Raw genomic sequence first — 26,786 nt, 5'->3', positions numbered from 1 at the left:
TTTAATGAATCTTTCCAAATACGCTTGTGGCATCTAAATTCGCCAGGTTCTGTTCTGGTGAGCAGCATGCCATTTGGTTCTTCCCATAACCTCCAATTAACCCAGGGTCCGTTGGGCCATATAGCGTAATATTCGGTCTGTCGAGCGCGGCGGTGAGATGGCTCAGGCCGGTATCAACCGATACGACAAATTTTGCGCCAGCCAGCACTCTGGCGACCTCCTCCAGGCTCATACGCGGTAACACATCCACATAGTCAAAGCCTTCGGCCAGTCGTTTAGCCCGGGCCTCCTCATGAGGCGCGCCCCAGGGAAGTTTTATCCGTAATCCGGTGTTGCCCACCAGGCCGATAAGCTCGCGCCAGTTTGCTTCCGGCCAGTGTTTATCATCGCGGGTCGTGGCATGTAAAAACACCGCATACGGATCGCTAACCGCCTGCTGGCAATGCAGAAAATGTTTTGCGATGGCATAATCGCCCTGCGACTGCGGTTTATCGTATCCCAGACTTTTGGCGAACAGTTCGCGCGTCCGTTCAACCGCATGTTGTTGCTTTGCGATATGGTGTTTACGGTTATAAAACAGGCTGGCCAGCGGTTCGCGGGCGGTACTCCAGTCCATACCGTGCTTTATCCCATGCGCCAGACGCGTCACCAGCGCCGCGCTTTTCACCAGCCCCTGCGCATCAATCACAGCGTCGTATTGGTATGCGCATACCGCCCGATGAAAGGCTGTGCGTTCCGCTTTGATGGGCGCGGAAAACCAGGCCTTGCGCCAACGGCGAATAGCGACGGGAATCACGCGATCGACAGCACTGTGCCAGGACGGAATTTGCGCAAACCCTTCTTCGACAACCCAATCAAATTGAATCCCCGGAATCGCCTGTTGCGCGTCGGTAAGCGCAGGCAGGGTATGTAATACGTCGCCCATCGATGATGTTTTAACGATCAAAACCCGCATTAAACGCCCTCTTCCGACAACAGCGAATGAAGCTCTTCCTGAACCCGCTGCGGCGTGATATCGATCAGGCTCTGGTGATAGCCTTGCGCCGTATCGCCTTTACGCACTTTGTGATAACCCGTAATAAGACGAATCACCCGGGCCTTATGAGACAGCGGCGGCGTGAAATCCGGGCTACTTGGGCCATACAAGGCGACCAGCGGGCGGTCGAGCGCCGCCGCGACGTGCATTAGCCCGGAATCGTTGGTGACGATGGCTTTACAGGCGGCTATCAGAATGACGGCCTGTTCCAGCTGGGTTTCCCCCGCCAGGTTGCGACACCATGCCTGCTGCTCGCTATTCAGCGCCGCCAGGATCTCATTTCCGGCTTCATGGTCTTTTGCCGAGCCAAACAGTACGACCTGATACCCTTCGTTAATGAGCTGTTTTGCCAGTTCGGCGTAGTGATAGTGCGGCCAACGTTTTGCCGGGCCAAATTCCGCGCCGGGGCAAAAGCCAATCAGAGGACGTTCAGAAGATAGCGAAAAATCGCTGCACATCAGCGACTTTTCACCCTCGCTAACCTGGAGCTGTGGCCAGAGTAGCGGCTGCGGCAGATCTTTCGCCGTGCGCATCACGCCCTTGTCATAGGCCAGCGCCACGTAGCGCTCCACCATCAGCGGCCAGGCGTCTTTATCAAGGACGCGCGCATCGTTCAGCAGGCCATAGCGCATTTCGCCGCGCCAGCCGGTACGGTGCGGGATATTGGCAAAGAAAGGAATCAGCGCCGATTTAAACGAATTTGGCAGCACCCAGGCGCGATCGTAGCGCTTCTCACGCAGGCTATGGCCCAATCTACGGCGCTCGCCGATTTCCAGCGCGCCGTGGCCCAGCGGCATGGGTATCGCCTCGTTAACTTCCGGCATACGCGATAACAACGGACGGCACCAGGCTGGCGCCATCACGTCGATTATCGCCTGGGGATAGCGCGCTTTAAGCGTGCGATAGAGACTTTGCGACATCATCATGTCGCCCACCCAGGACGGGCCAATGACCAAAATTTTCATACTTACGCGTCGCGGTTCAGCCAGGCCATATACTCCGTGACGCCTTCGGCGACGGTCTTAAAGGGTTTGTCGTAGCCCGCGTTGCGCAGATTGGTTAAATCCGCCTGCGTAAACGCCTGATAGCGACCTTTCAGCTTATCCGGGAACGGAATGTATTCAATGCTACCTTTTTTATGGTATGCCAGCGTCGCGTCGGCGACGGCCTGGAAAGATTCCGCACGGCCTGTGCCCAGGTTAAAGATGCCGGACTTGCCGCTTTCCAGGAACCACAGGTTAACGGCGGCCACATCGCCCACGTAAACGAAGTCGCGCTTGAAGTTTTCGCTGCCTTCAAACAGTTTCGGGCTTTCGCCGTTGTTTAACTGTGTATTCAAATGAAATGCCACGCTTGCCATGCTGCCTTTATGGCCTTCACGTGGTCCATAGACGTTGAAATAGCGGAAACCGACAATCTGCGAGTTCGCTTCTGGCAGGATCTGGCGCACGTATTCATCAAACAGGAATTTAGAATAGCCGTAAACGTTAAGCGGTTTTTCGTATTCGCGCGATTCGATGAAATCAGACGTGCGACCGCCATAGGTGGCGGCAGAAGAGGCGTAGAGGAACGGGATTTCGCGCTCAAGACAATAGTGCAGTAGCTCTTTGGAGTATTGATAGTTATTATCCATCATATACTTGCCGTCCCACTCGGTGGTGGAAGAGCAGGCACCTTCATGGAAAATAGCTTCGATATCGCCGAGCTCTTCTCCGGACATAATCTGGATCAGGAAATCTTCCTTATCCATATAGTCAGCAATGTTCAGATCCACCAGGTTTACAAACTTGGTGCCGTCTTTCAGGTTATCCACCACCAGAATATCGGTGATACCTTTATCATTCAGGGCTTTAACGATATTGCTGCCGATAAAGCCCGCGCCGCCGGTAACGATGATCATAACTGTAACCTTTGAATTATGGTGTCAGAGACTGTCTCAGACATGAATGCTCTTATCATAACACTATTCATCCATTCACTGATAACCCGTGAGGATACGCGTGATTTATGCTGCATTTTAAAGAAGTGATGACGCGTCATCTCGTATCAACGTATCGCTTTGGGTAATATGTGCTGAAATTTGCCCAGTCTGGAGAATCGCAATGCGTGGGGATTTTTACAAACAGTTAACCAACGATCTGGAAACCGCCCGGGCGGAAGGATTGTTTAAAGAAGAGCGCATTATTACGTCTGCGCAGCAGGCGGATATCACCGTGGCGGATGGAAGCCACGTTATTAACTTTTGCGCCAATAACTATCTCGGGCTGGCGAATCACCCTGAGCTGATTAATGCCGCAAAAGCGGGAATGGACAGCCACGGTTTCGGTATGGCGTCCGTGCGTTTTATCTGCGGCACCCAGGACAGCCACAAAGCGCTGGAGCAAAAGCTGGCAAGCTTCCTCGGCATGGAAGATGCGATTCTGTATTCCTCCTGTTTCGACGCTAACGGCGGCTTGTTTGAGACGTTGCTGGGCGCGGAAGACGCCATTATCTCCGACGCGCTGAACCACGCGTCTATCATTGACGGCGTGCGTTTGTGTAAAGCGAAGCGCTATCGCTATGCCAACAACGATATGGCAGAGCTGGAAGCGCGGCTGAAAGAGGCGCGTGAGGCCGGCGCGCGTCATGTCCTGATCGCCACCGACGGGGTGTTCTCAATGGATGGCGTCATCGCCAATCTGAAAGGCGTCTGTGATCTGGCCGATAAATACGATGCGCTGGTGATGGTTGATGATTCTCACGCGGTAGGCTTTGTCGGCGAAAACGGTCGCGGTTCCCATGAATACTGCGACGTAATGGGCCGCGTAGATATTATTACCGGTACGCTGGGCAAAGCGTTAGGCGGCGCATCCGGCGGCTATACCGCGGCGCGTAAAGAGGTCGTTGAGTGGTTGCGTCAGCGTTCCCGCCCATATCTGTTTTCCAATTCACTGGCGCCGGCGATCGTGGCGGCTTCTATTAAAGTGTTAGAGATGGTGGAGGCGGGCGCAGAACTGCGCGATCGCTTGTGGGCGAACGCCCGGCAGTTCCGTGAGCAGATGTCTGCCGCGGGATTTACGCTGGCAGGCGCGGATCACGCCATCATCCCGGTAATGCTGGGAGATGCGGTTGTCGCGCAGAAATTTGCCCGCGAACTGCAAAAAGAGGGCATTTACGTTACCGGTTTCTTCTATCCGGTCGTACCAAAAGGTCAGGCGCGTATTCGTACCCAGATGTCTGCGGCGCATACGCCTGAGCAAATTACGCGTGCGGTAGACGCGTTCACGCGTATTGGTAAACAACTGGGCGTGATTGCCTGAGGATGTAAGATGAAAGCGTTATCCAAACTGAAAGCGGAAGAGGGCATCTGGATGACCGACGTTCCGGAACCGGAAGTCGGCCATAACGATTTGCTGATTAAAATCCGTAAAACAGCCATCTGCGGCACTGACGTTCACATCTATAACTGGGATGACTGGTCGCAAAAAACCATCCCGGTTCCGATGGTCGTGGGGCATGAATATGTCGGCGAAGTGGTCGGCATCGGTCAGGAAGTGAAAGGCTTTAAAATCGGCGATCGCGTCTCCGGCGAAGGTCATATCACCTGCGGTCATTGCCGCAACTGCCGCGGCGGTCGTACTCACCTGTGTCGCAACACCACCGGCGTGGGCGTCAACCGTCCCGGCTGCTTTGCGGAATACCTGGTCATCCCGGCGTTCAATGCGTTTAAAATCCCGGATAACATTTCTGATGATTTAGCCTCTATTTTCGACCCGTTTGGTAATGCGGTGCATACGGCGCTGTCTTTCGATCTGGTCGGCGAAGATGTACTGGTATCGGGGGCGGGGCCAATCGGCGTAATGGCCGCCGCGGTGGCGAAACATGTCGGCGCGCGTCATGTGGTGATTACTGACGTCAATGAATACCGTCTGGAGCTGGCGCGTAAAATGGGCGTCACCCGCGCGGTCAACGTCGCGAAAGAGAGCCTGAACGACGTCATGGCGGAGCTGGGAATGACCGAAGGGTTCGATGTGGGTCTGGAGATGTCCGGCGCGCCGCCGGCGTTTCGTACCATGCTGGACACCATGAATCACGGCGGTCGTATTGCGATGCTGGGGATTCCGCCATCAGATATGTCTATCGACTGGACAAAAGTTATCTTTAAGGGCTTGTTCATTAAAGGTATTTATGGTCGTGAGATGTTCGAAACGTGGTACAAAATGGCGGCGCTGATCCAGTCCGGTCTGGATCTGTCACCGATTATCACCCATCGTTTCTCTATTGATGATTTCCAGAAAGGTTTTGACGCCATGCGTTCAGGCCAGTCAGGAAAAGTTATTCTGAGCTGGGATTAATATGTATAGAGACCCGATAATTTTATCGGGTCTGATATACGTTTCATCGTAAAAGGTTGGTGTCATTCACCAACCTTTTTTGTTAGGGAAAATCTGGAAAGCCGTAAAGAATTGTCATAGACATCAAGCATTCGTAATTGCGCTTTACTCTTATTTTACTCGCTAACGTCACGCTCTACTCTGAGTTTTGTGCTTGCTTTTTACTGTAAAAATTAATTATGGCGGCTTAATAGTTTCTTAATAGAGCCACAGTATAAAGGCAGGGTAAATTAAGGTTTTTCTGGTAATCGTTATGAAAAATAGTAAAACCAAAGTGAGTATCATTGTCCCGTTATATAATGCGGGAGCGGATTTTAATGCTTGCATGGCGTCATTAATCGCGCAAACGTGGTCGGCGCTGGAAATTATTATTGTGAATGATGGATCGACTGATCATTCCGTTGAGATAGCAAAACATTACGCGGAACATTACCCGCATGTTCGACTGCTTCATCAGGCCAATGCTGGCGCATCTGTCGCCCGTAATCTTGGCCTGCAAGCGGCGACCGGCGATTACGTCGCCTTTGTCGATGCGGATGACCTGGTCTACCCGAAGATGTATGAAACGCTGATGACCATGGCGCTTAACGATGATCTGGACGTTGCGCAGTGTAATGCGGACTGGTGCGTCCGAAAAACCGGGCACGCCTGGCAATCTATTCCGACCGATCGTCTGCGTTCCACCGGGGTATTAAGCGGACCGGATTGGTTGCGTATGGCGCTGGCCTCGCGGCGCTGGACGCATGTTGTCTGGATGGGCGTGTATCGACGTGCGTTAATTACCGATAACAATATTACTTTCGTTCCCGGACTACATCATCAGGACATATTATGGTCGACGGAAGTTATGTTTAATGCCACGCGCGTACGTTATACCGAACAATCATTATATAAATATTTCCTGCATGATAATTCGGTAAGCCGTTTGCAAAGACAAGGCAATAAAAATCTTAATTATCAGCGGCATTATATTAAAATTACGCGATTATTAGAAAAGCTCAATCGTGATTATGCCCATCGTATTCCGATTTACCCGGAATTTCGCCAGCAAATTACCTGGGAAGCGTTACGCGTTTGTCATGCGGTGCGTAAAGAACCTGATATTTTGACCCGCCAGCGTATGATTGCCGAAATTTTTACTTCTGGCATGTATAGACGGATGATGGCTAACGTCCGCAGCGCGAAAGCGGCTTATCAGACGCTGCTCTGGTCTTTCCGGCTGTGGCAATGGCGCGACAAAACCTTGTCGCACCGTCGTATGGCCCGTAAGGCGCTCAATCTGTCTTAGCGCTCACGTTTTTAGGCGCGGCGATTTTCCCCCAGCCTTGCCACTGGTGCTGAAACCAGACAACCACGGAACTTTGCGTAATGCTCTCGCCGATGACGCTGAAAAAGCGCGTAGCGTAGACCGGTTGCAGCGGTTTTTTCGGCTTGCACATCTTCACGCCGCGAAAGGGATTGCGCGGCGCGTCAATTTTCTGCGGTGTCAAATCAGGTCGGGACGTATCTACCTGCGGTTCGTTGAGCAGGCTGCCTGGACGTACCAGGGTGATATCCGCCGGCAGGCGATAAACCATCTGTTGCAGCACGCGAACCGTTGCGGGATGCGGATGTCCAATCGCGATAGCGGAACCGTTGCGACGGGCCAGTTCGATAGCGCGATTAAACTGACGGCGGATATCCGCCTCGTTTTGCGTATCGTCGAGGAACACTTTGCGCTTGATCACTTTCACACCCGTACCGGATGCCGCGCGCATCGCCTGGCTATTGCCAATCGTCATGCTGTCGAGAAAATAGAGATTGTAATGTTCCAGCGCCTGCATCACTTTTTGCATACCGAACAGGCTGGAAGTCATTGCGCTGCCCATGTGGTTATTAAGCCCGACGGCATACGGCACGTTGTTTACCGCCTCGCGGATAATGCGCTCGATCTCATCGCTGCTCATATCTGGTCGCAGCGTATCCTTCTCCAGCGGCTGTTTGCTTAGCGGCGCCATCGGCAGATGGATTAACACCTCATGCCCGCTATTGTGCGCTTTAGTTGCCATTTCGCGCGCGTGCGGCGCGTTGGGCAGCACGGCGACGGAGATGTTTGGCGGCAGCGCCAGAACCTGGTTTTCCGTATGCGGGCGATAGCCAAAATCATCAATCACGATGGCGAGCTTGCCAGCGAAAACGGGATGTGCAAACGCCAGCAAAGTGGCCAGCGTGAGAATGGAGCGACGAAACTGAGGCAAAACTTATCTTCCCAACCACGGCTGTGGATTGACGGCCTGACCCTGGCGACGAATTTCGAAATAAAGCGAGGGTCTGCCCTGACCGCCGCTACTGCCCACAAGGGCGATAGGTTGTCCGGCGCGCACCTGCGCGCCTACGCTGACCAGCGCGCTCTGGTTATAGCCGTAAAGGCTCATATCGCCTTTACCATGCTCCACGACCACCACCAGGCCATAGCCTTGCAGCCAGTCCGCCAGAATCACCCTGCCGTCGGCGATGGCTTTGACCTCGGTGCCTTCCGACGCGCCGATCACCATCCCCTTCCAACGTAGCTCACCTTGCAGCCGTTCGCCATAGCGATGCAATATCGGGCCGCGTACCGGCCAGTATGCCTGACCGCGAGGCGCGCCCAGACCGCCGGTGCGGGACATTAGCGAACGCTCGCTTTCCGTCGGCTTATAGGTGCTGCCTTTACGCGAGGCTTCCTGCTGCTTATCGCGTACCGCCTGCGCTTCGCGGGCTTCACGCTCCGCTCGCGCTTTGGCCGCCGCTTCTGCCCGTGCGATACTGTTGCGTAGGCGTGATTCGTTGGCGCGTAGTTCGCTTAACTGTTGCTGGCCTTGCTGAATAGACGACTCCAGTCCGGCAAGCGTTTTCTTACGTTCATTACGCGCCTGCTCCAGCTTCGCCTGCTGGGCGCGCTGTTCATACAGCAACGTTTGTTGTTGGCTTTGCTTCTCTTCCAGCTCGGCTTTTTGCGTGGCGACCTGTTCGCGAGTCTGTTTCAGTTCGGCGATAGTCTCCTGGCGCGCCTGGTTCAGATAGCCGAAGTAGGCCTGCAGGCGTTGCCCACGCTGGCTTTCTTCTCCGCTAAGAATAAGCTGAATGCCGGTGTGTTCGCCCTGGCGGAAAGCGGCGTCCAACTGCGCGGCGAGATTACGCTCCTGGCTGGCTTTTTGCTGCTCCAGTTTGGCAATTGAGGCGTTCATCTCATCAATTTGCGCGTTTAACTGATCCAGAGTGCTTTGCGTTTCGCGCAGCTTACGCGCTGCGGCCGAGATGGCCTCTTCCTGGGCTTTCAGTTGTGCCAGGAGGCTGGCGCGCTGTTGCTGCTGCTGGCGTACGTCGCGTTCTTTCGCGGCGATATCGGCCTGAATAGATTTGAGTTGATCACGGTCATCCGCGTGGGCGGAAAAGGCGCACAACAATACGCCAGCGCTAAGTACGCTGGCGTAGAACAAAGGCCTGACTGAAAACGTTCTTGGTTTCACGGCCTGTTGAATGGTGTTAATCGCCTTTCCCCTCATGGGGAGGGATTATTCCACGATGAACAGCGGCTTACCAGTCATCTCTTGCGGGATTTCCATCCCCATCAGCGACAGCATGGTAGGCGCAATGTCTGAAAGTTTGCCGCCTTCAACCGCCTTCACGTTTTTCTCGCCGACATAAATCAGCGGCACCGGCAGGTTGGTGTGGGCGGTATGCGCCTGACCGGTCGCCGGATCGCGCATCTGCTCCGCGTTGCCGTGGTCCGCGGTAATCAACAGTTGTCCACCAACGGACTCAACCGCTTTTGTTACCTGGTCAATGCAGTTATCCAACGCTTCCACCGCTTTGATGGCGGCTTCCAACACGCCGGTATGACCGACCATATCGCCGTTTGGATAGTTACAAATGATGGTGTCGTACTTACCGCTTTCGATCGCCGCGACCAATTTTTCAGTCAATTCTGCAGAGCTCATTTCCGGTTGCAGGTCATAAGTGGCCACTTTCGGGGAGTTGATCAGAATGCGCTCTTCGCCAGCAAACGGTTCTTCTACGCCGCCGTTAAAGAAAAAGGTTACGTGCGCATATTTTTCCGTTTCGGAAATACGCAGCTGAGTTTTGTCGTTTTTCGCCATCCATTCGCCAAAGGTATTCGCCAGCGACGCTGGTGGGTAGGCAACGGCAGTTTTGATGTCGGCGGCGTATTCGGTCAGCATCACAAAGTTCAGATTAACCACTTTCTTACGCGCAAAGCCGTCGAAATCAGCGTTAACGAAAGCGCGGGTAATTTCGCGCGCGCGGTCAGCGCGGAAGTTCATGAAAATCAGCGTATCGCCGTCTTCCATCGCCGCATCAGCCTGGCCCTCGGCGCGGATAACGGTCGCTTTGACAAACTCATCGTTTTCATCACGAGCGTAAGCGGCCTGCAGGCCAGCCACAGCGGTATCCGCCTGGAATTCGCCCTGCGCCAGGGTCATCAGATCATACGCTTTTTCCACGCGATCCCAACGGTTGTCGCGGTCCATAGCGTAGTAACGACCGACGATAGACGCCACGCGGCCTTTGCCCAGCGCGGCGAATTTGTCTTCGAATTTTTTCAGCGAGGCTTCAGCGCTGCGCGGCGGCGTATCGCGACCGTCGAGGAAGGCGTGCAGATAGATTTTTTCTGCGCCGCGCTCTGCGGCCAGTTCCACCATCGCCATAATGTGATCTTCGTGGCTGTGGACGCCGCCCGCGGACAGCAGACCCATAATATGAACCGCTTTACCGGCGTTTTTCGCCTGGTCTACCGCATTGGTCAGGACTGGGTTAGCAAAGAAAGTACGTTCTTTAATTTCAACGTCCAGACGCGTCAGGTCCTGATAAACGATGCGGCCTGCGCCCAGGTTAACGTGGCCCACTTCGGAGTTGCCCATCTGGCGGTCAGGCAGACCCACTTCCAGACCGGATGCGTCGATCAGGGTATGCGGACGTTTTGCCCACAGAGCATCCATCACCGGGGTTTTGGCGTTTAAGATAGCGTTATCCTGCTGTTCTTCACGGTAGCCGTAGCCATCCAGAATCACCAGTACCATAGGTTTTTTAGAAACCGACATTGCGACAACCTCATACTCAATAGACAAAATAATTGCGTAATTTTACTACAGCTGAATCGATAAAATAGCCTCAGAAGATCAAAGAAAGGGATCGCGCTGGCGTGAGAAGGCAAGTAATAGCGTGATTTTTTTTCGTAGCGCCCCGCAAAAATGCATTCCAGTGCACGCTCTGGCTGTATTTGCGCCACTGCGCAGGTATACTCCTTTCCTGGTTTTTTAATCACTACGTCGGGAGTTGTTACCCCCCATGCAAGAAATTATGCAATTTGTTGGCCGTCATCCCATACTGAGTATCGCCTGGATTGCGTTACTGGTGGCGGTTTTATTTACCACGTTCAAAGGTCTGACTTCAAAAGTTAAGGTGATTACACGCGGCGAAGCCACGCGCCTTATCAACAAAGAGGACGCCGTTGTTGTGGATTTACGTCAACGTGACGATTTCCGTAAAGGCCATATCGCTGGCGCGACCAATTTGCTGCCGAGCGAAATCAAAGCCAACAATGTTGGCGAACTGGAAAAGCACAAAGACAAGCCGATTATCGTGGTCGACGGTTCTGGTATGCAGTGCCAGGAATCCGCTAACGCGCTGACAAAAGCCGGCTTTGAAAAGGTCTTTGTGTTGAAAGAAGGCGTAGCAGGCTGGAGCGGCGAGAATCTGCCTCTGGTGCGCGGTAAGTGATTACCCGTCGTTTTCATGACGCAAGGGGAATGACTTGCCCTTGCGTCGACATGAAATCCATCGGGTAAAAAACAGGAGCGAAGTCATGGCCAATATTGAAATCTACACCAAAGCAACCTGTCCGTTTTGCCATCGTGCAAAGGCGCTGTTAAACAGCAAGGGCGTGAGTTTCCAGGAAATTGCGATTGACGGCGACGCCGTGAAGCGTGAAGAGATGATCAAACGTAGTGGCCGAACGACGGTTCCGCAAATTTTTATTGATGCACAGCACATTGGCGGTTGTGACGACTTGTATGCGCTGGATGCGCGTGGTGGACTGGATCCGCTGTTGCGTTAAGGCGTACTCAAGTATTTAAGGACAACACTAAAGGGTTTTACACATGTCAGAACAAAATAACACTGAAATGGCTTTCCAGATCCAACGTATCTATACCAAGGATGTTTCTTTCGAAGCGCCAAACGCACCGCATGTTTTCCAGAAAGATTGGCAGCCAGAGGTTAAACTGGATCTTGATACGGCATCTTCCCAACTGGCGGATGACGTTTATGAAGTTGTGCTGCGTGTTACCGTAACGGCTTCCCTGGGGGAAGAAACCGCGTTCCTGTGCGAAGTTCAGCAGGCCGGTATTTTCTCTATCAGCGGTATTGAAGGTACTCAGATGGCGCATTGCCTGGGCGCATACTGCCCGAACATTCTGTTCCCGTATGCTCGCGAGTGCATCACCAGCCTGGTTTCACGCGGTACGTTCCCGCAACTGAACCTTGCGCCGGTCAACTTTGATGCGCTGTTCATGAACTATTTGCAGCAGCAGGCTGGCGAAGGTACTGAAGAACATCAGGATGCCTGATGAACCAAAGTAATGCGTCAATGACAGTCATCGGTGCCGGCTCGTACGGCACCGCTCTTGCCATCACTCTGGCGAGAAACGGCCACCAGGTTGTCCTGTGGGGCCACGACCCAAAACATATCGCGACCCTGGAGCACGATCGCTGCAACGTCGCGTTCCTTCCCGATGTGCCTTTTCCCGATACGTTACACCTGGAAAGCGACTTAGCAACCGCGCTGGCGGCCAGTCGTAACATTCTGGTGGTGGTGCCAAGCCATGTTTTCAGCGACGTGCTGCGGCAGATTAAACCGCTGATGCGTCCGGATGCGCGTCTGGTATGGGCGACCAAAGGCCTGGAAGCGGAAACGGGGCGCCTGTTGCAGGATGTCGCTCGCGAGGCGTTAGGCGATCAAATCCCGCTGGCGGTGATTTCCGGTCCGACGTTCGCTAAAGAGCTGGCGGCGGGTTTGCCGACGGCAATCTCGCTGGCCTCAACCGATGAGACCTTTGCCGACGATCTCCAGCAACTGTTGCACTGCGGAAAAAGTTTTCGCGTCTATATCAATGCGGATTTTATCGGCGTGCAGCTTGGCGGCGCGGTGAAAAATGTGATTGCGATTGGCGCGGGGATGTCTGACGGCATCGGCTTCGGCGCGAACGCCCGCACGGCGCTAATCACGCGTGGACTGACCGAAATGTCGCGGCTTGGCGCAGCGCTTGGCGCCGATCCCGCCACCTTTATGGGGATGGCGGGCTTAGGCGATCTGGTGCTGACCTGTACCGACAACCAGTCGCGCAACCGTCGTTTTGGCATGATGCTTGGCCAGGGCATGGACGTTAAAGGCGCGCAGGATAAGATTGGCCAGGTGGTCGAAGGCTATCGCAATACGAAAGAAGTTCGTGAATTGGCGCACCGTTTTGGTGTTGAAATGCCAATAACCGAGGAAATTTATCAAGTATTGTATTGCGGAAAAAACGCGCGCGAGGCAGCATTAACGTTATTAGGTCGCGCCCGCAAGGAAGAGCTGAGTCGCCACTAGCCGTAAGGAACTGTTTGCATAAACGACCCAACCCGCACAGAACGGGTTGGTCGTTTTCTGCCCGTCTGGAGTAAGCCATGCCGTGTGAAGAACTGGAAATCGTCTGGAAGAATATTAAAGCTGAAGCCCGCGCTTTAGCTGACTGTGAGCCTATGTTGGCCAGTTTTTATCACGCCACTCTACTCAAGCATGAAAATCTGGGCAGTGCGCTGAGCTATATGCTGGCAAATAAACTGGCGTCGCCCATCATGCCCGCTATCGCTATCCGTGAAGTAGTTGAAGAAGCCTATGCCGCCGACCCGGAAATGATCGCGTCGGCAGCCTGCGATATTCAGGCCGTGCGCACTCGCGATCCGGCGGTGGATAAATACTCCACGCCGCTGTTATATCTGAAAGGCTTTCATGCGCTACAGGCCTACCGTATTGGCCACTGGTTGTGGAATAAAGGTCGCCGCGCGCTGGCTATCTTCCTGCAAAATCAGGTTTCGGTCTCGTTTCAGGTGGATATTCACCCGGCAGCGAAAATTGGCCGCGGGATTATGCTCGACCATGCCACCGGTATTGTGGTGGGGGAGACGGCGGTTATTGAAGATGATGTGTCGATTCTGCAATCCGTCACCCTGGGCGGTACCGGGAAAACGAGCGGCGATCGCCATCCTAAAATCCGCGAAGGCGTGATGATTGGCGCGGGCGCGAAAATTCTTGGCAATATCGAGGTGGGGCGCGGCGCGAAAATTGGCGCAGGTTCCGTTGTTTTACAGCCTGTCCCGCCGCACACTACCGCCGCAGGCGTTCCGGCGCGTATTGTCGGCAAGCCGGGCAGCGATAAGCCGTCGATGGATATGGACCAGCATTTCAACGGGCTACATCATACGTTTGAGTATGGCGACGGCATCTGAATTGCGCGGTACAACTAAAAAACGCTGTTCCGATGGAGTGCAATCCCGGAACAGCGGAGCGAAGAATTCGCAATGTGGACAATCAGGCTGCGGATGATGTCAGCGTGATGCGATCCAGCGGGCCGACGATAAACAGATATGAAATGAGACCAATAAGTCCCATCGAGCCAACGTATAAAATGGCAAAGTCGAACGACTGAGTATTGGCAAGAATCACGCCGATGACCAGCGGCGTAACGATGCTTGCCATATTGCCGCACATGTTAAATACGCCGCCGGCAATACCCAGAACTTCCTTCGGCGAGGTGTCGCTGAGTACGCACCAGCCCAGGTTACCAAACCCTTTGGCAAAAAAGGCCAGACTCATCGCCGCAATGACCACAAATTCTGAAGAGGTGTAGTTGGCGATCACTATTACGCAAGAGAGCAACATACCGCAGATAACAGGCAGTTTCCGCGCGACGGTAAGGCTATAGCCGCGTTTGAGCAGCCAGTCGGAGAACACGCCGCCGAGCAGGCCGCCAATAAAACCGGCAATGGCTGGAATACTGGCCACAAAACCGACTTTCAGAATCGACATGCCTTTCGCCTGGTACAGGTAGGTCGGGAACCAGGTCAGGAAGAACCAGGTGATAGAGGTGACGCAGAATTGCCCGATGTAAACACCGATCATCATCCGGTTAACACAGACGGTTTTAATCTGCGCGAAAGTTATTTTCTGCGGCTCCTTTTTACAGCCCAGAGAGGGCTCGCCACCACCGCTACGAATATAGTCAATTTCCGCTTGATTAACTTTTGGATGGTGCATCGGATCTTTGACTTTCATTAACCAGAATATACCGAGCATCACGCCAATAGCGCCAATATAATAGAAGACAAAATGCCAGCTTAAATTATGCAGAATGATCGTCATTAGCGGGGTGATAATGCCCAGCGAGATATATTGCGCAGCCTGATAAACTGAAGTAACGAAACCTCGTTCATTATTGGGAAACCATTGTACGCTTAAACGACTGTTCGCCGGAAAGGCAGGCGCTTCAATCGCGCCCATCAGCAGACGTAGAATAACCAGTACAATTAATGGGCTGCCATACAGATAGATCGTTCCCTGAAACATGGTTACTAACGACCAGCCAATCAATGCGCAACCGTAAACCAGTCGTGAACCGTAGCGGTCTAATAGCCAACCACCGGGTAGTTGCATAATGACATAGGCGATACCAAATGAGGAGAAGGCCAGGCCCATCGCTTCCGGATCAAAACCTAATTCTTTACTCATTATTGGGGCAACTACGGATAGAGTTGCGCGATCCGCATAATTAAATACGGTAGCAAGAAATAAAAATATAAGAATGGTATGACGCACTTTTGTGCGCTTTATTATTGTGTTCATTATCTACTCCTCAGATAAGGGCAGAATGCATCCTGTAAGGTAAGAGAGGCGGGACGGATTCCCGCCAGTCGGGTTAAGGGCGTTTGCCAAATTCACAGGTTAATTGTGTCCAGCGGCGCGCTTGTTCACTGAGCGTGAAACCCAGACCATGACGATCGGAAATCCACATGCGGCCATCGCGCAGCTCAAGTTGCTCGTTGAATAATGGGTTCAGCCACTCGAAATGTTCCAGCCACGGCTCCAGGGGATACGCTGCGGAAAGGTGCAGGTGTACTTCCATCGCAAAGTGCGGCGCCAGCTTACGCCCGTGTTTCGCCGCCAGATCCATAATCTTCAGGAACGGAGAGATACCGCCGACACGCGGCGCATCTGGCTGAACGAAATCGCTGGCATTGCCCAGAATCAACTGCTCGTGTTCCCGGAAACTGGTCAGCATTTCCCCGGTGGCGATAGGCGTATCCAGCGCGGCAGCAAGCTGGGCGTGGCCTTCGATGTCGTAAGCATCTAATGGTTCTTCAATCCAGATAAGATTGAACAGTTCCATTTTACGCCCCATGCGGATAGCCGTTTCGCGATCCCACTGCTGGTTAGCGTCAACCATTAACGGGAACTCATCCCCAAGCGCTTCACGTACTGCGGTTAAGCGGCGAATATCCTCAGCGCAGTTGGGTTGTCCGACTTTCAACTTAATACCGCCAATGCCATTTTCGCGGGAAATCACCACATTTTTCAGCACTTGATCGAGCGGTGTATGCAAGAACCCCCCTGAGGTGTTGTAACACTGAACGGAGTCGCGGTGCGCGCCCAACAGTTTTGCCAGTGGCAGACCGGCACGTTTAGCCTTCATATCCCATAAGGCGATATCGATAGGGGAGATAGCCTGTACCGCCATCCCGCTACGCCCCACTGAGGCTCCGGCCCACAGCAGCTTGGTGTATATTTTGTCGATATCATTGGGATCTTCGCCCAGTAGATTGTCGGCTATCTCTTTGGCGTGAGCATAAATACCCTGGCCGCCAGCACGTTTGGAGTAGCTAAAACCAACGCCCTCAAAGCCGTCGCGACTGCGGATTTCGGCAATGATGATTGCCACTTCGGTCAAAGGTTTCTGGCGACCGGTCAGTACCTTCGCGTCACTCACTGGCGTCGCCAGCGGTAGAAAAGCCAGTGATAGCTTCACCCATTCGATACGATCGCCGGTTTCTGCCGCGGTTCTGGTATTCGCCGCTTTTGCATACGTTACGGCGTCGGAATTCGCGCTTAAAGCCATTTTTTTCTCCTGATAATCACAAAATGATTGCGCTAACATTTTTATTATTAAGCGAACGCAGGATCCAGAAAGTTGATGTTGATTTGAACATTTGATCACATATGTCGTATAAAAAGCAGGATTTATTGCAAAATGGATCACGATCCAAAAATATCTGGGGAAATGCATAATACAAAATGATGGCGCTATCATTTTGTAATGACTGAGCTTGATAAGCTACTGTATTTACGGCCTTTCCTGATGCGAAGCTGGCAATAGCCGCAGGCATGATGAATAATGCGCGGATAAATCAGCCAATCTTTGCAGGGGCATCAGACGTGAAGAGAACCAAATCACCTCGTGCGCCGACGCTGGAAGATGTAGCACGTAGCGCCGGGCTGTCTCCGATGACAGTCAGCCGGGCATTGAATTCGCCACAACTGGTTCGCCCCAAAACGGTTGAGAAAGTCATGCAGGCGGTTCGCGTCACAGGCTACATACCCAACGCGTTAGCCGGTGGTCTGGCGTCGCGACGGAGTAAATTAATCGCTGTCGTCGTGCCGCAAATTAACAACAACATGTTTGTCGATACCATCCAGTCGCTGAGCGATGAACTGGCCCGACGCGGATATCACATATTGCTGTGCGTGGCGGGATATACCGAACAAACGGAAGCGGAATTGGTGGCGACACTGCTTTCCCGCCGCCCCGATGGCGTGGTGCTTACCGGGATCCATCACACGATAGAACTGAAAAAGGTCATCCTGAACGCGGCTATTCCGGTGGTGGAAATTTGGGACTTAACGCCCACGCCGCTTGATATGCTGGTCGGTTTTTCCCATGAAAAAGTCGGGCAGGCGACGGGGGAGTATCTTCTGAGTAAGGGCTATCGTCGTCCCGGCTTGTTGTGGACCGCCGATCGCCGAGCCGCGCAACGCAAGCAGGGGTTATGTAGTGTTCTTCAACGCCACGCTATTCATGCCGTACCGCAGGTGGATGTCCCCCTTCCGGCATCGCTTTCGCTGGGGCGCAGCGGTTTAAGCCAGCTTTTTGACGAAGGGACGTTTGATGTCATTGTTTGCAGTTCTGATACCCTGGCACAGGGGGCGATGATGGAGGCGGAAAGCCGTGGTTTGCGCATCCCGCATGATTTAGCGGTTATTGGTTTTGGCGACCTTGATTTTGCCGCCAGCAATCGACCGTCAATTACTACCGTAAGCGTTGACAGACGCGCCATTGGCCAGCGCGCCGCTACGCTGTTGGCCGATCGTATTGAACAGAAACCGTGCGCAGAAGCTATTGTGGATATTGGCTTTCATTTGATTGAGCGAGAGTCCGCATAAACGGGAACATGCCATCGGGATCGGCCAGGCCGGATAAGGCGTCAGCCGCCATCCGGTACAAATCAACTGCGCAATACCGCGCCGGGATATCCTAACTGGCGCCACGCTTCATACACCACCACCGACACCGCATTCGACAGGTTCATGCTACGGCTATCCGGCATCATCGGAATGCGAATCTTCTGCTCTTTAGGCAACGCATCGAGAATGCTGGCGGGCAGGCCGCGCGTTTCCGGGCCAAACATCAAATAATCGCCATCCTGATAGCTTACGGCGCTATGGGCGGGCGTCCCCTTTGTCGTCAACGCAAACAGGCGCTGCGGATTTTCAGCGGCGACAAAGGCGGCATAATCGTGATGGCGCTGAACCGCGGCGAATTCGTGATAGTCCAGCCCTGCGCGGCGTAAGCGCTTATCATCCCAGGTAAACCCCATCGGTTCGATGATGTGCAGACGAAAGCCGGTATTGGCGCAAAGACGAATGATGTTGCCGGTATTCGGCGGGATTTCTGGTTCGAAGAGTACGATGTTAAGCATGATGCCCCCTTAAATGCGGGGGGCAGAATAGCAGAAATTTACCGGGCTCTCACGCGCAGGCGTTCAGGCGGCATCGCCTTTGCTCATTGGCGCCAGCGCGGCGGGCAAACTTTTCCCCAGTTCCTGCACCAGTGAATCGCCACTGATTTCGCTAATGGATTTCGCGCCGGTCAGGGTCATGGCGACTTTCATCTCTTTCTCGATCAGGTCCAGCAGGTTGGCGACACCCGCTTTTCCTGCCGTCGCCAGCGCGTAGAGATAGGCCCGACCCAGCAGTACGGTATCGGCCCCCAACGCAATCATACGCACGACATCCAGCCCGTTACGAATCCCGCTATCCGCCAGAATGGCGATATCGCCTTTCACCGCATCGGCAATGGCGGGCAGGGCGCGGGCGGAAGAGAGCACGCCATCGAGCTGGCGGCCGCCGTGATTCGACACCACAATACCGTCAGCGCCGAAACGTACCGCATCGCGGGCATCTTCTGGATCGAGGATCCCTTTGATCACCATTGGGCCGTCCCAGAATTCGCGTATCCACTCCAGATCTTTCCAGGAGATGGACGGATCGAAGTTATTTGCCAGCCAGCCGATATAGTCCTCAAGGCCGGTCGGTTTACCCAGATAGGCGGAAATATTGCCTAAATCATGCGGGCGACCGTTCAGGCCGACATCCCACGCCCATTTAGGGTGCATCACCGCCTGCCAGTAACGGCGCATGGCCGCGTTTGGGCCGCTCATCCCGGAGTGGGCGTCACGGTAGCGCGCGCCCGGCGTCGGCATATCCACGGTAAAGACCAGCGTGGAGCAGCCCGCCGCTTTTGCTCGTTCCAGTGCATTACGCATAAAGCCCCGGTCACGCAGTACATAAAGCTGGAACCACATCGGGCGCTTAATGGTTGGTGCAACTTCTTCAATCGGACAGACGGAGACGGTGGAAAGGGTGAACGGAATGCCCTTTGCGTCTGCGGCGGCGGCGGCCTGTACTTCGCCGCGACGGGCGTACATGCCGCACAGGCCTACCGGCGCTAATGCCACCGGCATCGACAACGTTTCGTTAAACAGGGTCGTTTCCAGGCTTAAATCGGACATATTTTTCAGCACGCGCTGGCGCAGAGCGACTTGCGACAGGTCTTCCACATTTCGGCGCAGGGTATATTCCGCATACGCGCCGCCGTCGATGTAGTGGAAGAGGAAAGGAGGCAACGTGCGCTGAGCTGCGGCGCGATAATCGCTGGCTGCTGAAATAATCATGATTTATTCTCCCTGGTCATCTCATTATGGTCGCCGGGCAGGCGGGTAATACGCGCCTGGCGGGCCTGGTCTTCATCAAATCGTTTAATCGTAGTGTGGACAAAACTGAGGTGCGCCATCATCGCTTTACGCGCGCCCTCGGCGTTACCATCCAGAATGGCGTCCATCACCGCCTGGTGTTGTTCCGTCAGCTTTGAGAATACGGGCGGAACGAGATACATACGCTGGCGACTCTGTTTGACGGAGGATTGCAGGACGTCGAAGAAACCGCGCATGGTTTGCAACAGCACCACATTGTGCGAGGCTTCCGCGATCGCCAGATGAAAGCGCACGTCGGCCTGGGAGGCGAGATCCGGGTCTTCGCTGAGCGTCGCATCAAAGCAGAGTCTGATCTTCTCTTTGTCGGCGCTGGTGGCCCGCATGGCGGCGTGCCAGGCCGTACTGGCTTCAATGGCGTGGCGGGCTTCCAGAATGTCGAAGCTGTAATCAGGATCGTCCGCCAGCAGGGTTTTCAGCGGCTGAACGATATTCTGTTCAGACCAGGTTTCGTGTTGCCAGCGGACAAATGTCCCGCCGCCGCGACGACTCACCAGCACGCCTTCACTGACCAGCTTCGCCAGCGCTTCGCGTAAAGAGTTGCGTGATACGCCAAGCTGTAGAGCCAACTGGCGCTCGGCGGGCAATTTCATGCCCGCTTCCAGGTTTTGTTCTTCAATCAGCGCCCGCACGCGAGAGGCAATCTCGTCGGACAGGCGTTTTGGCATCACAATCACGGAATCATCCAGGTTAAAACATAGGCCTGAAGCGTAGTGATCACGCCCACCATACAGGTGAAGATCAGGCTGTGTTTGACGGTAAAACGGAACAGATCGGACTCTTTCCCTACCAGCCCCACCGCCGCGCAGGCGATGGCGATAGATTGCGGCGAGATCATCTTGCCGGTCACGCCGCCGGTGGTATTTGCCGCCACCATCAGCACATCCGAAACGCCGATTTGCTGCGCCGCGGTAGCCTGTAGAGAGGCAAACAGCGCGTTAGATGAGGTATCCGAGCCGGTCAGGAATACCCCCAGCCAGCCGAGGAACGGCGAGAAGAACGTGAAGGCGCTGCCGGTGTGCGCCAGCGCTAACGCCAGCGTGGAGGAAAGCCCGGAATAGTTCGAGATAAACGCGAACGCCAGCACCATGCCGATGGAGTAAATCGGCAACGCCAGCTCTTTCAGCGTGCTGCCGAAGGTCTGGATTGCGGCTGAGGGTTTCATTTTCAGCCAGACGATAGACAACAGCGCGGCAAACAGGATCGCTGTGCCGGTGGCGGAGAACCAGTCAAATTTATACACCGCCGCGTAAGCGGTCGCTTCGTGTACGACTGGCGGCATACGGGCGACCAGTTTATCGAGATACGGTACCGGAACGTTAATTACCCAGTCATACAGCGCGCCGCCGGGGGCAAACAGCGCTTTGAACGGCGGTATGCTCCAGAGAGTGACCGTGGCGGTCAGGAACAGGAACGGCGACCAGGCGCGAACAATTTGTCCTGTCGTATAACGGGTACGGGCCAGCGTCTGATCGACCTGCGACGCGCCCATATCGCCGAAGCGGAAGATGCGTACCGGCTGCCAACGTTTGAGGAACAGCGTCAGACACACCAGAGACACCAGAGAAGAGATAATGTCCGGCAGTTCCGGCCCGATAAAGTTGGAGCTGAGATACTGGGCGATAGCAAATGAACCGCCAGAGACCATTACCGCAGGCCAGGTTTCTTTCACGCCGCGCCAGCCGTCCATAATCGCCATAATCCAGAACAGCACGATAATGGTCAGGAATGGCAACTGGCGGCCTACCATCTGACCGATTTCAAAGCTGTCCAGGCCCGTGACCTGTCCGGCAACCAGAATCGGAATACCCATCGCGCCAAAGGCGACCGGCGCGGTATTTACAATCAGACACAGCCCTGCCGCATACAGCGGATTAAAGCCCAGACCCACCAGCAGCGCGGCGGTTATCGCCACCGGCGCGCCGAAACCCGCCGCGCCTTCAAGGAACGCGCCGAAGCAGAAGCCGACAATCAGCATTTGCAGACGTTGATCGGGGGTAATCGACAGAATTGACGAGCGGATAATGTCAAACTGCCCGGTCTTTACCGAAATTTTATAGACGAAGACCGCGGCGATGATTATCCAGGCAATCGGCCATAGCCCATAGAAGAAGCCATACACGACTGATGCCAGCGCGTGATCGACCGGCATTTTATAGAACAGCAGCGCGACGGCGAGCGCGATAACCACCGTCCACGAAGCGGCAACGTAGCCTTTCAGCTTGAGTTTAATCAGGGCGAAAAAGAAGAACAGGATTGGGAGCGATGCGATCAGGCTGGAAAGCCAGATATTACCCGCCGGGTCATAGTTTTGTTGCCAGAGGTTCATTGCAGGTCTCCTGAGAACCACACGCATAATGGGATGAATCTTTGCTCATCTCGTTGGGGTCACATTATGTGTAAAAGTGGTCCTGCCAATATTGTTGTGTATGGATAATGACAACAAATAGTTAACCATATGTTATTTACTGGCAACGGCATTGTAGGGGTAATTTAATGAAATGTGAACATGTGGCCGGATTTAGCGGGAATTGGTAGGGCCAATTAAGGGGTGAGGACAACAAAGGGAAGTGAAAAGGCAATGGCATTATGCCATTGCCTTTGATGTCGGGAGTATTGTTACTCCATTACCACTGGAAGCCAGCGCCAATAGCTGCAGAGTAATCGCCCTGGCTGTTACTGGTTCCTTGCAATTTATACACCCAGCCCCCGCTTTCACTTACCATGGAGACACCAATAGCGACGGCACTTTCACCATTAAATGTACCGCCAGCAATCGAGGTCATGTTGGCACCTGGAGCGTAGGCTTGTGGCAGACCGGCCATGGCCATCGCTGAGGCGATACCGCCGCTCATCTTGTTTTCTACGCCTTTGATTTTGCTGTTCATTTCACCCATTTTCTGGTCGGTATAGGTGTTTGCTTCTTCGACGCTGCGTTTCAATTGCGCATAGTTAACCGCATCCGTATCGTTCACCGCCGCTGAAACATTGCCGATCCGAGTGGTACCGCCACTCCCGTCTCCCAGGTTGAGCACGCTATAGTTAACCGAGCCATCTGCATTGGTTTCATAACGAACGGAGCCTGCTTCTGAAGCTTTCAGTTGCGCCACATTAACCGCGTCAGTGTTGTTCACCCCTGCGGCAACGTTGGTAATACGGCGTTGTTGGGTAGAAGAGCCGACAGACACAGTATTAGCTTCATCTGCGACTGAATTTGTGCCTAACGCTACGCTGTTTTCAGCGGCAGCAATAGAGCCAGATCCAATCGCGACGCTGTCCGCACCCTGGGCATTTGCATCTACGCCATCAGTGTTGGTCTTGAAGTACTTGGTGCTACCGGTAGTGACGATATCGCCAATGCCGTTTTCAATATTGGTGACGCGAGTATCAAGACTACTCACCTGCGTGTTCAGGTTATTAATGCTTTCGGTATTTGCGGCAACACGGCTGTCGGTGACTTTCAATTGACTAACGTTAACGGCATCGGTATCTGCCGAACCCGCCGCGACGTTAGTGATCTGACGTTGACCGTCTTCACTGCCGACAGAGAACTCACCGACAGAGTTCTGCGGTGCGTCCATGTTGTAGGCGGTGTAGTCAGTCTGTGCGCCGCGAGTGGTCTGAGAACCATTACCCATTGCAATACTATTTGCATGGTTGGCGCGTGCGTTAGAACCGATAGCAATACCGTTGATGGCATCAGCCATCACCAGTGTATTCAGACCAATACCAATACCTGCATCAGCATTGACGATGGTTTTCGCACCCATTGCCAGTGAGTCAGTCCCGACAGCCAGTGAATCTTCTTCCGTTGAGTTTGCGTGGTAGTACTTGGTCGGTGTAGTGGCGACCGCACCAATGGCATTTTGTAACTGACGAACTGTTACCGCATCTTGCGCTTCAGAGCCGTCCGCAACGTTGGTAATTTGACGATAGCTTACTCCATCCGTCCCCAATGACAACGCGCCCAGCAACTCTCTGTCTGTTGTATTGTAGCCAATGACGACGCCATCGCTTGTTACGCTCGTTGCTCGTATACCTGATGAAATAGCGCGGTTAGAGGTGGAGCCACTGCCCAAAGCGATGCTGCCATCAATGCTGCTGCTGCTGTTCTCTCCAAGCGCCAGACTCGAAGCACCGGATGCGACGGCGTTGTAACCCACTGCCGTTGCGCCGTTACCCGTTGCGTATGCATCCTGGCCTTCAAGCCCGTTATCATTCGTACGGATGTATTTCACGCCGGTACCATTTTCCGTGATATAGGTTTCGCTGGTATCGCCGGCTAGTTGGCTAATAGATTCATTATACTGAGAAATCAGCATGTTAGTTTCATAGAGCTGAGAGCCATTAACGGCGTCAGTACTGTCACTGGCGATTTCACCTGCTGCCACATTGGTTATCTTATTGGTACCGCTGGTACCGTGGCTGGCGCTGAACGCACCCTCTTCGTCATCCCAGCTCAGTGCATCGGTACCAAGATTGGTGATGGACGTATTGATATCTGCGATAGCAGAGGTGTTTTGATCTACCTTCTGGTTGGTTTCATACAACTGTGAGCCGTTTACTGCGTCTGTACTGTCCTCAGAAAGCGCCCCGGCGGCGACATTGGTTATTTTACTGATGCTTCCACCGTGGTTTGCGCTGAAAGCGCCGATGTCTTCGTCCCATAACAGAGCGTTATCAGTGAGGCCGGTAATGGACGTATTAATGTCGGAGACAGAAGTATTCAGGTTCTCAATCGCGGTGCTGTTCTGAGTGATGTTGGTGGTATTGGCGGCGATATCGGTCGTGTTCTGATCCACTTTTTCATTGGTTTCGAACAGCTGCGATCCGTTAACGGCGTCGGTACTTCCTTCAGACAGCTCCCCGGCGGCAACGTTGGTGATTTTGTTTGTTGTACTACTTCCGTGGCTGGCAGAGAACGAACTCGTTGTCTCATTCCAGCTCAGGTTGTCAGAGCTAAGGTTAGTGATGGACGTATTAATATCTGCGATAGCAGAGGTGTTTTGATCCACCTTCTGGTTGGTTTCATACAACTGGGAGCCGTTCACCGCGTCTGTACTGTCTTCAGAAAGGTCCCCGGCGGCGACATTAATGATTTTGCTGGCGTTTCCGTTGCGGTTAGCGTTGAATGCGCCAGAGGCTGCATCCCACAACAGGGCATCGTCAGTGAGCGTGGTAACTGAGTTGCTCAGGTTGTTGATACTGGTGGTGTTGGTGGCGATATCAGTGGTGTTCTGGTTAATGCTGTCGGTATTGGCAGTGATATCCGTGGTGTTCTGAGACACATTTTCGTTGGTGGCAAACAGCTGGGAGCCGTTAACGGCGTCGGTGCTGTCTGCGGCCAGGGTGCCTGCCGCCAGATTGGTGATCTTGCTGTCGCTTCCGTTGTGCTTAGCGCTGAATGCGCTTGCGCTGCCATCCCACAACAGGGCATCGTCGGTGAGCGTGGTAACGGAGTTGCTCAGGCTGTTGATATTGGTGGTGTTGGTGGCAATATCAGTGGTGTTCTGGTTAATGCTGTCAGTATTGGCAGCGATATCCGTGGTGTTCTGAGACACATTTTCATTGGTGGCAAACAGCTGGGAGCCGTTAACGGCATCGGTGCTGTCTGCGGCCAGGGTGCCTGCCGCCAGATTGGTGATTTTGCTGTCGCTTCCACTGTGGTTGGCGCTGAATGCGCTTGCGCTGCCATCCCACAACAGGGCATCGTCGGTGAGCGTGGTAACGGAGTTGCTCAGACTGTTGATACTGGTGGTGTTGGTGGCGATATCAGTGGTGTTCTGATTAATGCTGGCCGTATTGGCGGCGATATCGGTTGTGTTCTGGTTAATGCTGTCGGTATTGGTAGTGATATCAGCGGTGTTCTGATCCACTTTCTCATTTGTATCAAACAACTGGGAGCCGTTAACCGCATCAGTGCTGTCTGCGGCCAGGGTACCTGCCGCCAGATTGGTAATCTTGCTGTCGCTTCCGCTGTGGTTAGCGCTGAATGCGCTTGTGTTGCCATCCCACAACAGCGCGTCTTCGGCTAATCCTGCGACAGAGGCCTCTGTATTCGTGATAGAAGTGTTAAGTGCGCTTAACGCACTGCCTACGTTATTGTAGATGCCTGTGCCCACCTTGTAGAGGGGCGCATTCACTGTACCATCAGAATTAACGGAAGCCCCTCCGCCTAGTCGATCGGCGACGGATTGACTTAAAGAATAAATTTGCGCACCTGTAACGGCATCGGTACTGTTGGCATTGATGTCGCCTTTAGCAACGTAGGTGATCTGTCGCTGAGTGGTGCTGTTACCCACGGCGACCGAATTGTCTTCCAGAGCGGTAGAGCCCGCGCCAAGGGCAACTGAGTTGGTGCCTATCGCTTGTGCGCCATTACCAAATGCAGCGCTGTCGTCGCCGCTCGCAGTGGCTTGATAACCTAATGCAGCGGAAGTTGCTCCGCTTGCGACAGATTTATAACCTAATGCAACCGAGTTTGCGCCGCTCGAATCGGCATACACGCCCATTGCCATCGAATAACTCCCGCCAGCTGAGGATGAGGCCCCCATCGCAATAGCCCGGTCACCGGCTGAAACGGATTTTACGCCAAGCGCTAGCGAAGAGTTGCCGGTGGACTGGCTGTATGAACCAATGGCGGTACTCCATTTCCCCATCGCGGAGGCTTTATAACCCATTGCGGCGCTTGCGCCATCAACGTTGGTGTAAGTATTGGCTGTGGCATCGGTACCAATTGCAATCCACCCTGTTCCCCCAGTCTGGGTACCCGTTGGAGTAACGCCGGCGCCAGTATCGTTCCCTGCTTTGGCCAGCGCATCCGCTGAGATCATAATACTGCTAAGACCGATGAGTGCGGAAACCGCCAGCTTTCTGCGGCCGCTTTTTTTGCCGCGGCTTTTTGCGGTTTCGCTGGTGACAACAAATGTTCCCGTAGCGGCATTCCAGAGGACTTTAAATATTCTGTTCATGGATAAGTGCTT

22 protein-coding genes are annotated in these 26,786 nt (G+C 53.8%); 9 read left to right on the top strand and 13 right to left on the bottom strand.

Annotated features, from left to right (window positions below; translation table 11 throughout):
- Position 1: 1 nt before the first annotated feature.
- The 3 genes from rfaC to rfaD are packed head-to-tail and all read right to left on the bottom strand — an operon-like array spanning position 2 to position 2,936.
- A complete protein-coding gene (rfaC, locus tag ACLJRH_RS08340; protein ID WP_001264614.1) occupies positions 2-955 on the bottom strand; it encodes a lipopolysaccharide heptosyltransferase RfaC in 954 nt (317 codons plus the stop codon).
- Positions 955-2,001, bottom strand: coding sequence for an ADP-heptose--LPS heptosyltransferase RfaF (rfaF, locus tag ACLJRH_RS08335; protein WP_000699198.1), 1,047 nt, complete (start codon positions 1,999-2,001; stop codon positions 955-957). Before rfaF ends, rfaC begins: the two co-directional genes overlap by 1 nt.
- Positions 2,002-2,003: 2 nt before the next feature.
- Positions 2,004-2,936, bottom strand: coding sequence for an ADP-glyceromanno-heptose 6-epimerase (gene rfaD / locus ACLJRH_RS08330; RefSeq protein ID WP_000587771.1), 933 nt, complete (start codon positions 2,934-2,936; stop codon positions 2,004-2,006).
- A gap of 202 nt (positions 2,937-3,138) precedes the next feature.
- Here rfaD and kbl point away from each other — a divergent pair, with 202 nt between their 5' ends.
- The 3 genes from kbl to ACLJRH_RS08315 all read left to right on the top strand — a co-directional run bounded on the left by kbl (position 3,139) and on the right by ACLJRH_RS08315 (position 6,697).
- Positions 3,139-4,335 (top strand): glycine C-acetyltransferase, encoded by a 1,197-nt coding sequence (gene kbl / locus ACLJRH_RS08325; protein WP_001213790.1) that lies wholly within the window; start codon positions 3,139-3,141, stop codon positions 4,333-4,335.
- Positions 4,336-4,344: 9 nt separating this feature from the next.
- Complete coding sequence (tdh, locus tag ACLJRH_RS08320; protein WP_000645990.1) at positions 4,345-5,370, top strand: L-threonine 3-dehydrogenase; 1,026 nt, start codon at positions 4,345-4,347, stop codon at positions 5,368-5,370.
- Between the two features lie 292 nt (positions 5,371-5,662).
- Positions 5,663-6,697: a glycosyltransferase gene (locus ACLJRH_RS08315; protein ID WP_000798199.1), complete on the top strand. Its 1,035-nt coding sequence runs from the start codon at positions 5,663-5,665 to the stop codon at positions 6,695-6,697.
- Here the strand turns inward: ACLJRH_RS08315 and ACLJRH_RS08310 are convergent.
- The 3 genes from ACLJRH_RS08310 to gpmM are packed head-to-tail and all read right to left on the bottom strand — an operon-like array spanning position 6,684 to position 10,487.
- Positions 6,684-7,646: a divergent polysaccharide deacetylase family protein gene (locus ACLJRH_RS08310; protein ID WP_001135513.1), complete on the bottom strand. Its 963-nt coding sequence runs from the start codon at positions 7,644-7,646 to the stop codon at positions 6,684-6,686. The two genes, ACLJRH_RS08315 and ACLJRH_RS08310, sit on opposite strands and share 14 nt — an antisense overlap.
- 3 nt (positions 7,647-7,649) lie before the next feature.
- Positions 7,650-8,909, bottom strand: coding sequence for a murein hydrolase activator EnvC (envC, locus tag ACLJRH_RS08305; protein ID WP_058814511.1), 1,260 nt, complete (start codon positions 8,907-8,909; stop codon positions 7,650-7,652).
- A 33-nt stretch (positions 8,910-8,942) separates the two neighbouring features.
- A complete protein-coding gene (gpmM, locus tag ACLJRH_RS08300; protein ID WP_023137422.1) occupies positions 8,943-10,487 on the bottom strand; it encodes a 2,3-bisphosphoglycerate-independent phosphoglycerate mutase in 1,545 nt (514 codons plus the stop codon).
- A gap of 247 nt (positions 10,488-10,734) precedes the next feature.
- Here gpmM and ACLJRH_RS08295 point away from each other — a divergent pair, with 247 nt between their 5' ends.
- The 5 genes from ACLJRH_RS08295 to cysE all read left to right on the top strand — a co-directional run bounded on the left by ACLJRH_RS08295 (position 10,735) and on the right by cysE (position 13,932).
- Positions 10,735-11,166 carry a rhodanese-like domain-containing protein gene (locus tag ACLJRH_RS08295; protein WP_001156179.1) on the top strand — a complete coding sequence of 144 codons (432 nt, stop codon included), beginning with the start codon at positions 10,735-10,737 and terminating at the stop codon, positions 11,164-11,166.
- 85 nt (positions 11,167-11,251) lie between these two features.
- A complete protein-coding gene (gene grxC / locus ACLJRH_RS08290; RefSeq protein ID WP_001273795.1) occupies positions 11,252-11,503 on the top strand; it encodes a glutaredoxin 3 in 252 nt (83 codons plus the stop codon).
- 43 nt (positions 11,504-11,546) lie between these two features.
- A complete protein-coding gene (gene secB, locus ACLJRH_RS08285; protein WP_000003370.1) occupies positions 11,547-12,014 on the top strand; it encodes a protein-export chaperone SecB in 468 nt (155 codons plus the stop codon).
- Positions 12,014-13,033 (top strand): NAD(P)H-dependent glycerol-3-phosphate dehydrogenase, encoded by a 1,020-nt coding sequence (gpsA, locus tag ACLJRH_RS08280; RefSeq protein WP_001076596.1) that lies wholly within the window; start codon positions 12,014-12,016, stop codon positions 13,031-13,033. The genes secB and gpsA overlap by 1 nt, the downstream gene beginning before the upstream one ends.
- A gap of 77 nt (positions 13,034-13,110) precedes the next feature.
- On the top strand, positions 13,111-13,932 hold the full coding sequence (gene cysE / locus ACLJRH_RS08275) for a serine O-acetyltransferase (RefSeq protein ID WP_001112114.1): 822 nt from the start codon (positions 13,111-13,113) through the stop codon (positions 13,930-13,932).
- An 82-nt stretch (positions 13,933-14,014) separates the two neighbouring features.
- Here the strand turns inward: cysE and ACLJRH_RS08270 are convergent, their stop codons facing one another.
- Positions 14,015-15,325, bottom strand: a complete 1,311-nt coding sequence (locus ACLJRH_RS08270; protein ID WP_001092104.1) for an MFS transporter — start codon at positions 15,323-15,325, stop codon at positions 14,015-14,017.
- Positions 15,326-15,398: 73 nt separating this feature from the next.
- Entirely contained in the window at positions 15,399-16,595 is a 1,197-nt protein-coding gene (locus ACLJRH_RS08265; protein ID WP_023137421.1) for an L-talarate/galactarate dehydratase, read from the bottom strand.
- Positions 16,596-16,912: 317 nt separating this feature from the next.
- Between ACLJRH_RS08265 and ACLJRH_RS08260 the strand changes: the two genes are divergently transcribed.
- Positions 16,913-17,917, top strand: a complete 1,005-nt coding sequence (locus ACLJRH_RS08260) for a LacI family DNA-binding transcriptional regulator (protein WP_001537635.1) — start codon at positions 16,913-16,915, stop codon at positions 17,915-17,917.
- Positions 17,918-17,979: 62 nt separating this feature from the next.
- Here ACLJRH_RS08260 and trmL read toward each other — a convergent pair whose 3' ends face one another.
- The 5 genes from trmL to sadA all read right to left on the bottom strand — a co-directional run bounded on the left by trmL (position 17,980) and on the right by sadA (position 26,774).
- Positions 17,980-18,453, bottom strand: coding sequence for a tRNA (uridine(34)/cytosine(34)/5-carboxymethylaminomethyluridine(34)-2'-O)-methyltransferase TrmL (trmL, locus tag ACLJRH_RS08255; protein ID WP_000932335.1), 474 nt, complete (start codon positions 18,451-18,453; stop codon positions 17,980-17,982).
- A 63-nt stretch (positions 18,454-18,516) separates the two neighbouring features.
- Entirely contained in the window at positions 18,517-19,707 is a 1,191-nt protein-coding gene (gene lldD, locus ACLJRH_RS08250) for a quinone-dependent L-lactate dehydrogenase (RefSeq protein ID WP_000586988.1), read from the bottom strand.
- Positions 19,704-20,480: a transcriptional regulator LldR gene (gene lldR / locus ACLJRH_RS08245; protein ID WP_023137420.1), complete on the bottom strand. Its 777-nt coding sequence runs from the start codon at positions 20,478-20,480 to the stop codon at positions 19,704-19,706. The genes lldD and lldR overlap by 4 nt, the downstream gene beginning before the upstream one ends.
- The gene (gene lldP / locus ACLJRH_RS08240) at positions 20,477-22,132 is read right to left on the bottom strand and encodes an L-lactate permease (protein ID WP_001055308.1); all 1,656 of its coding nucleotides are present in this window, start codon (positions 22,130-22,132) and stop codon (positions 20,477-20,479) included. Before lldP ends, lldR begins: the two co-directional genes overlap by 4 nt.
- Positions 22,133-22,430: 298 nt before the next feature.
- Positions 22,431-26,774, bottom strand: coding sequence for a trimeric autotransporter adhesin SadA (sadA, locus tag ACLJRH_RS08235; RefSeq protein ID WP_023137419.1), 4,344 nt, complete (start codon positions 26,772-26,774; stop codon positions 22,431-22,433).
- Between the last annotated feature and the right edge of the window lie 12 nt (positions 26,775-26,786).

The sequence above is a fragment of the Salmonella sp. SAL04162 genome (assembly GCF_046551535.1).
Lineage (GTDB): Bacteria > Pseudomonadota > Gammaproteobacteria > Enterobacterales > Enterobacteriaceae > Salmonella > Salmonella enterica.
This window is presented reverse-complemented; position numbering and strand designations above follow the sequence as displayed.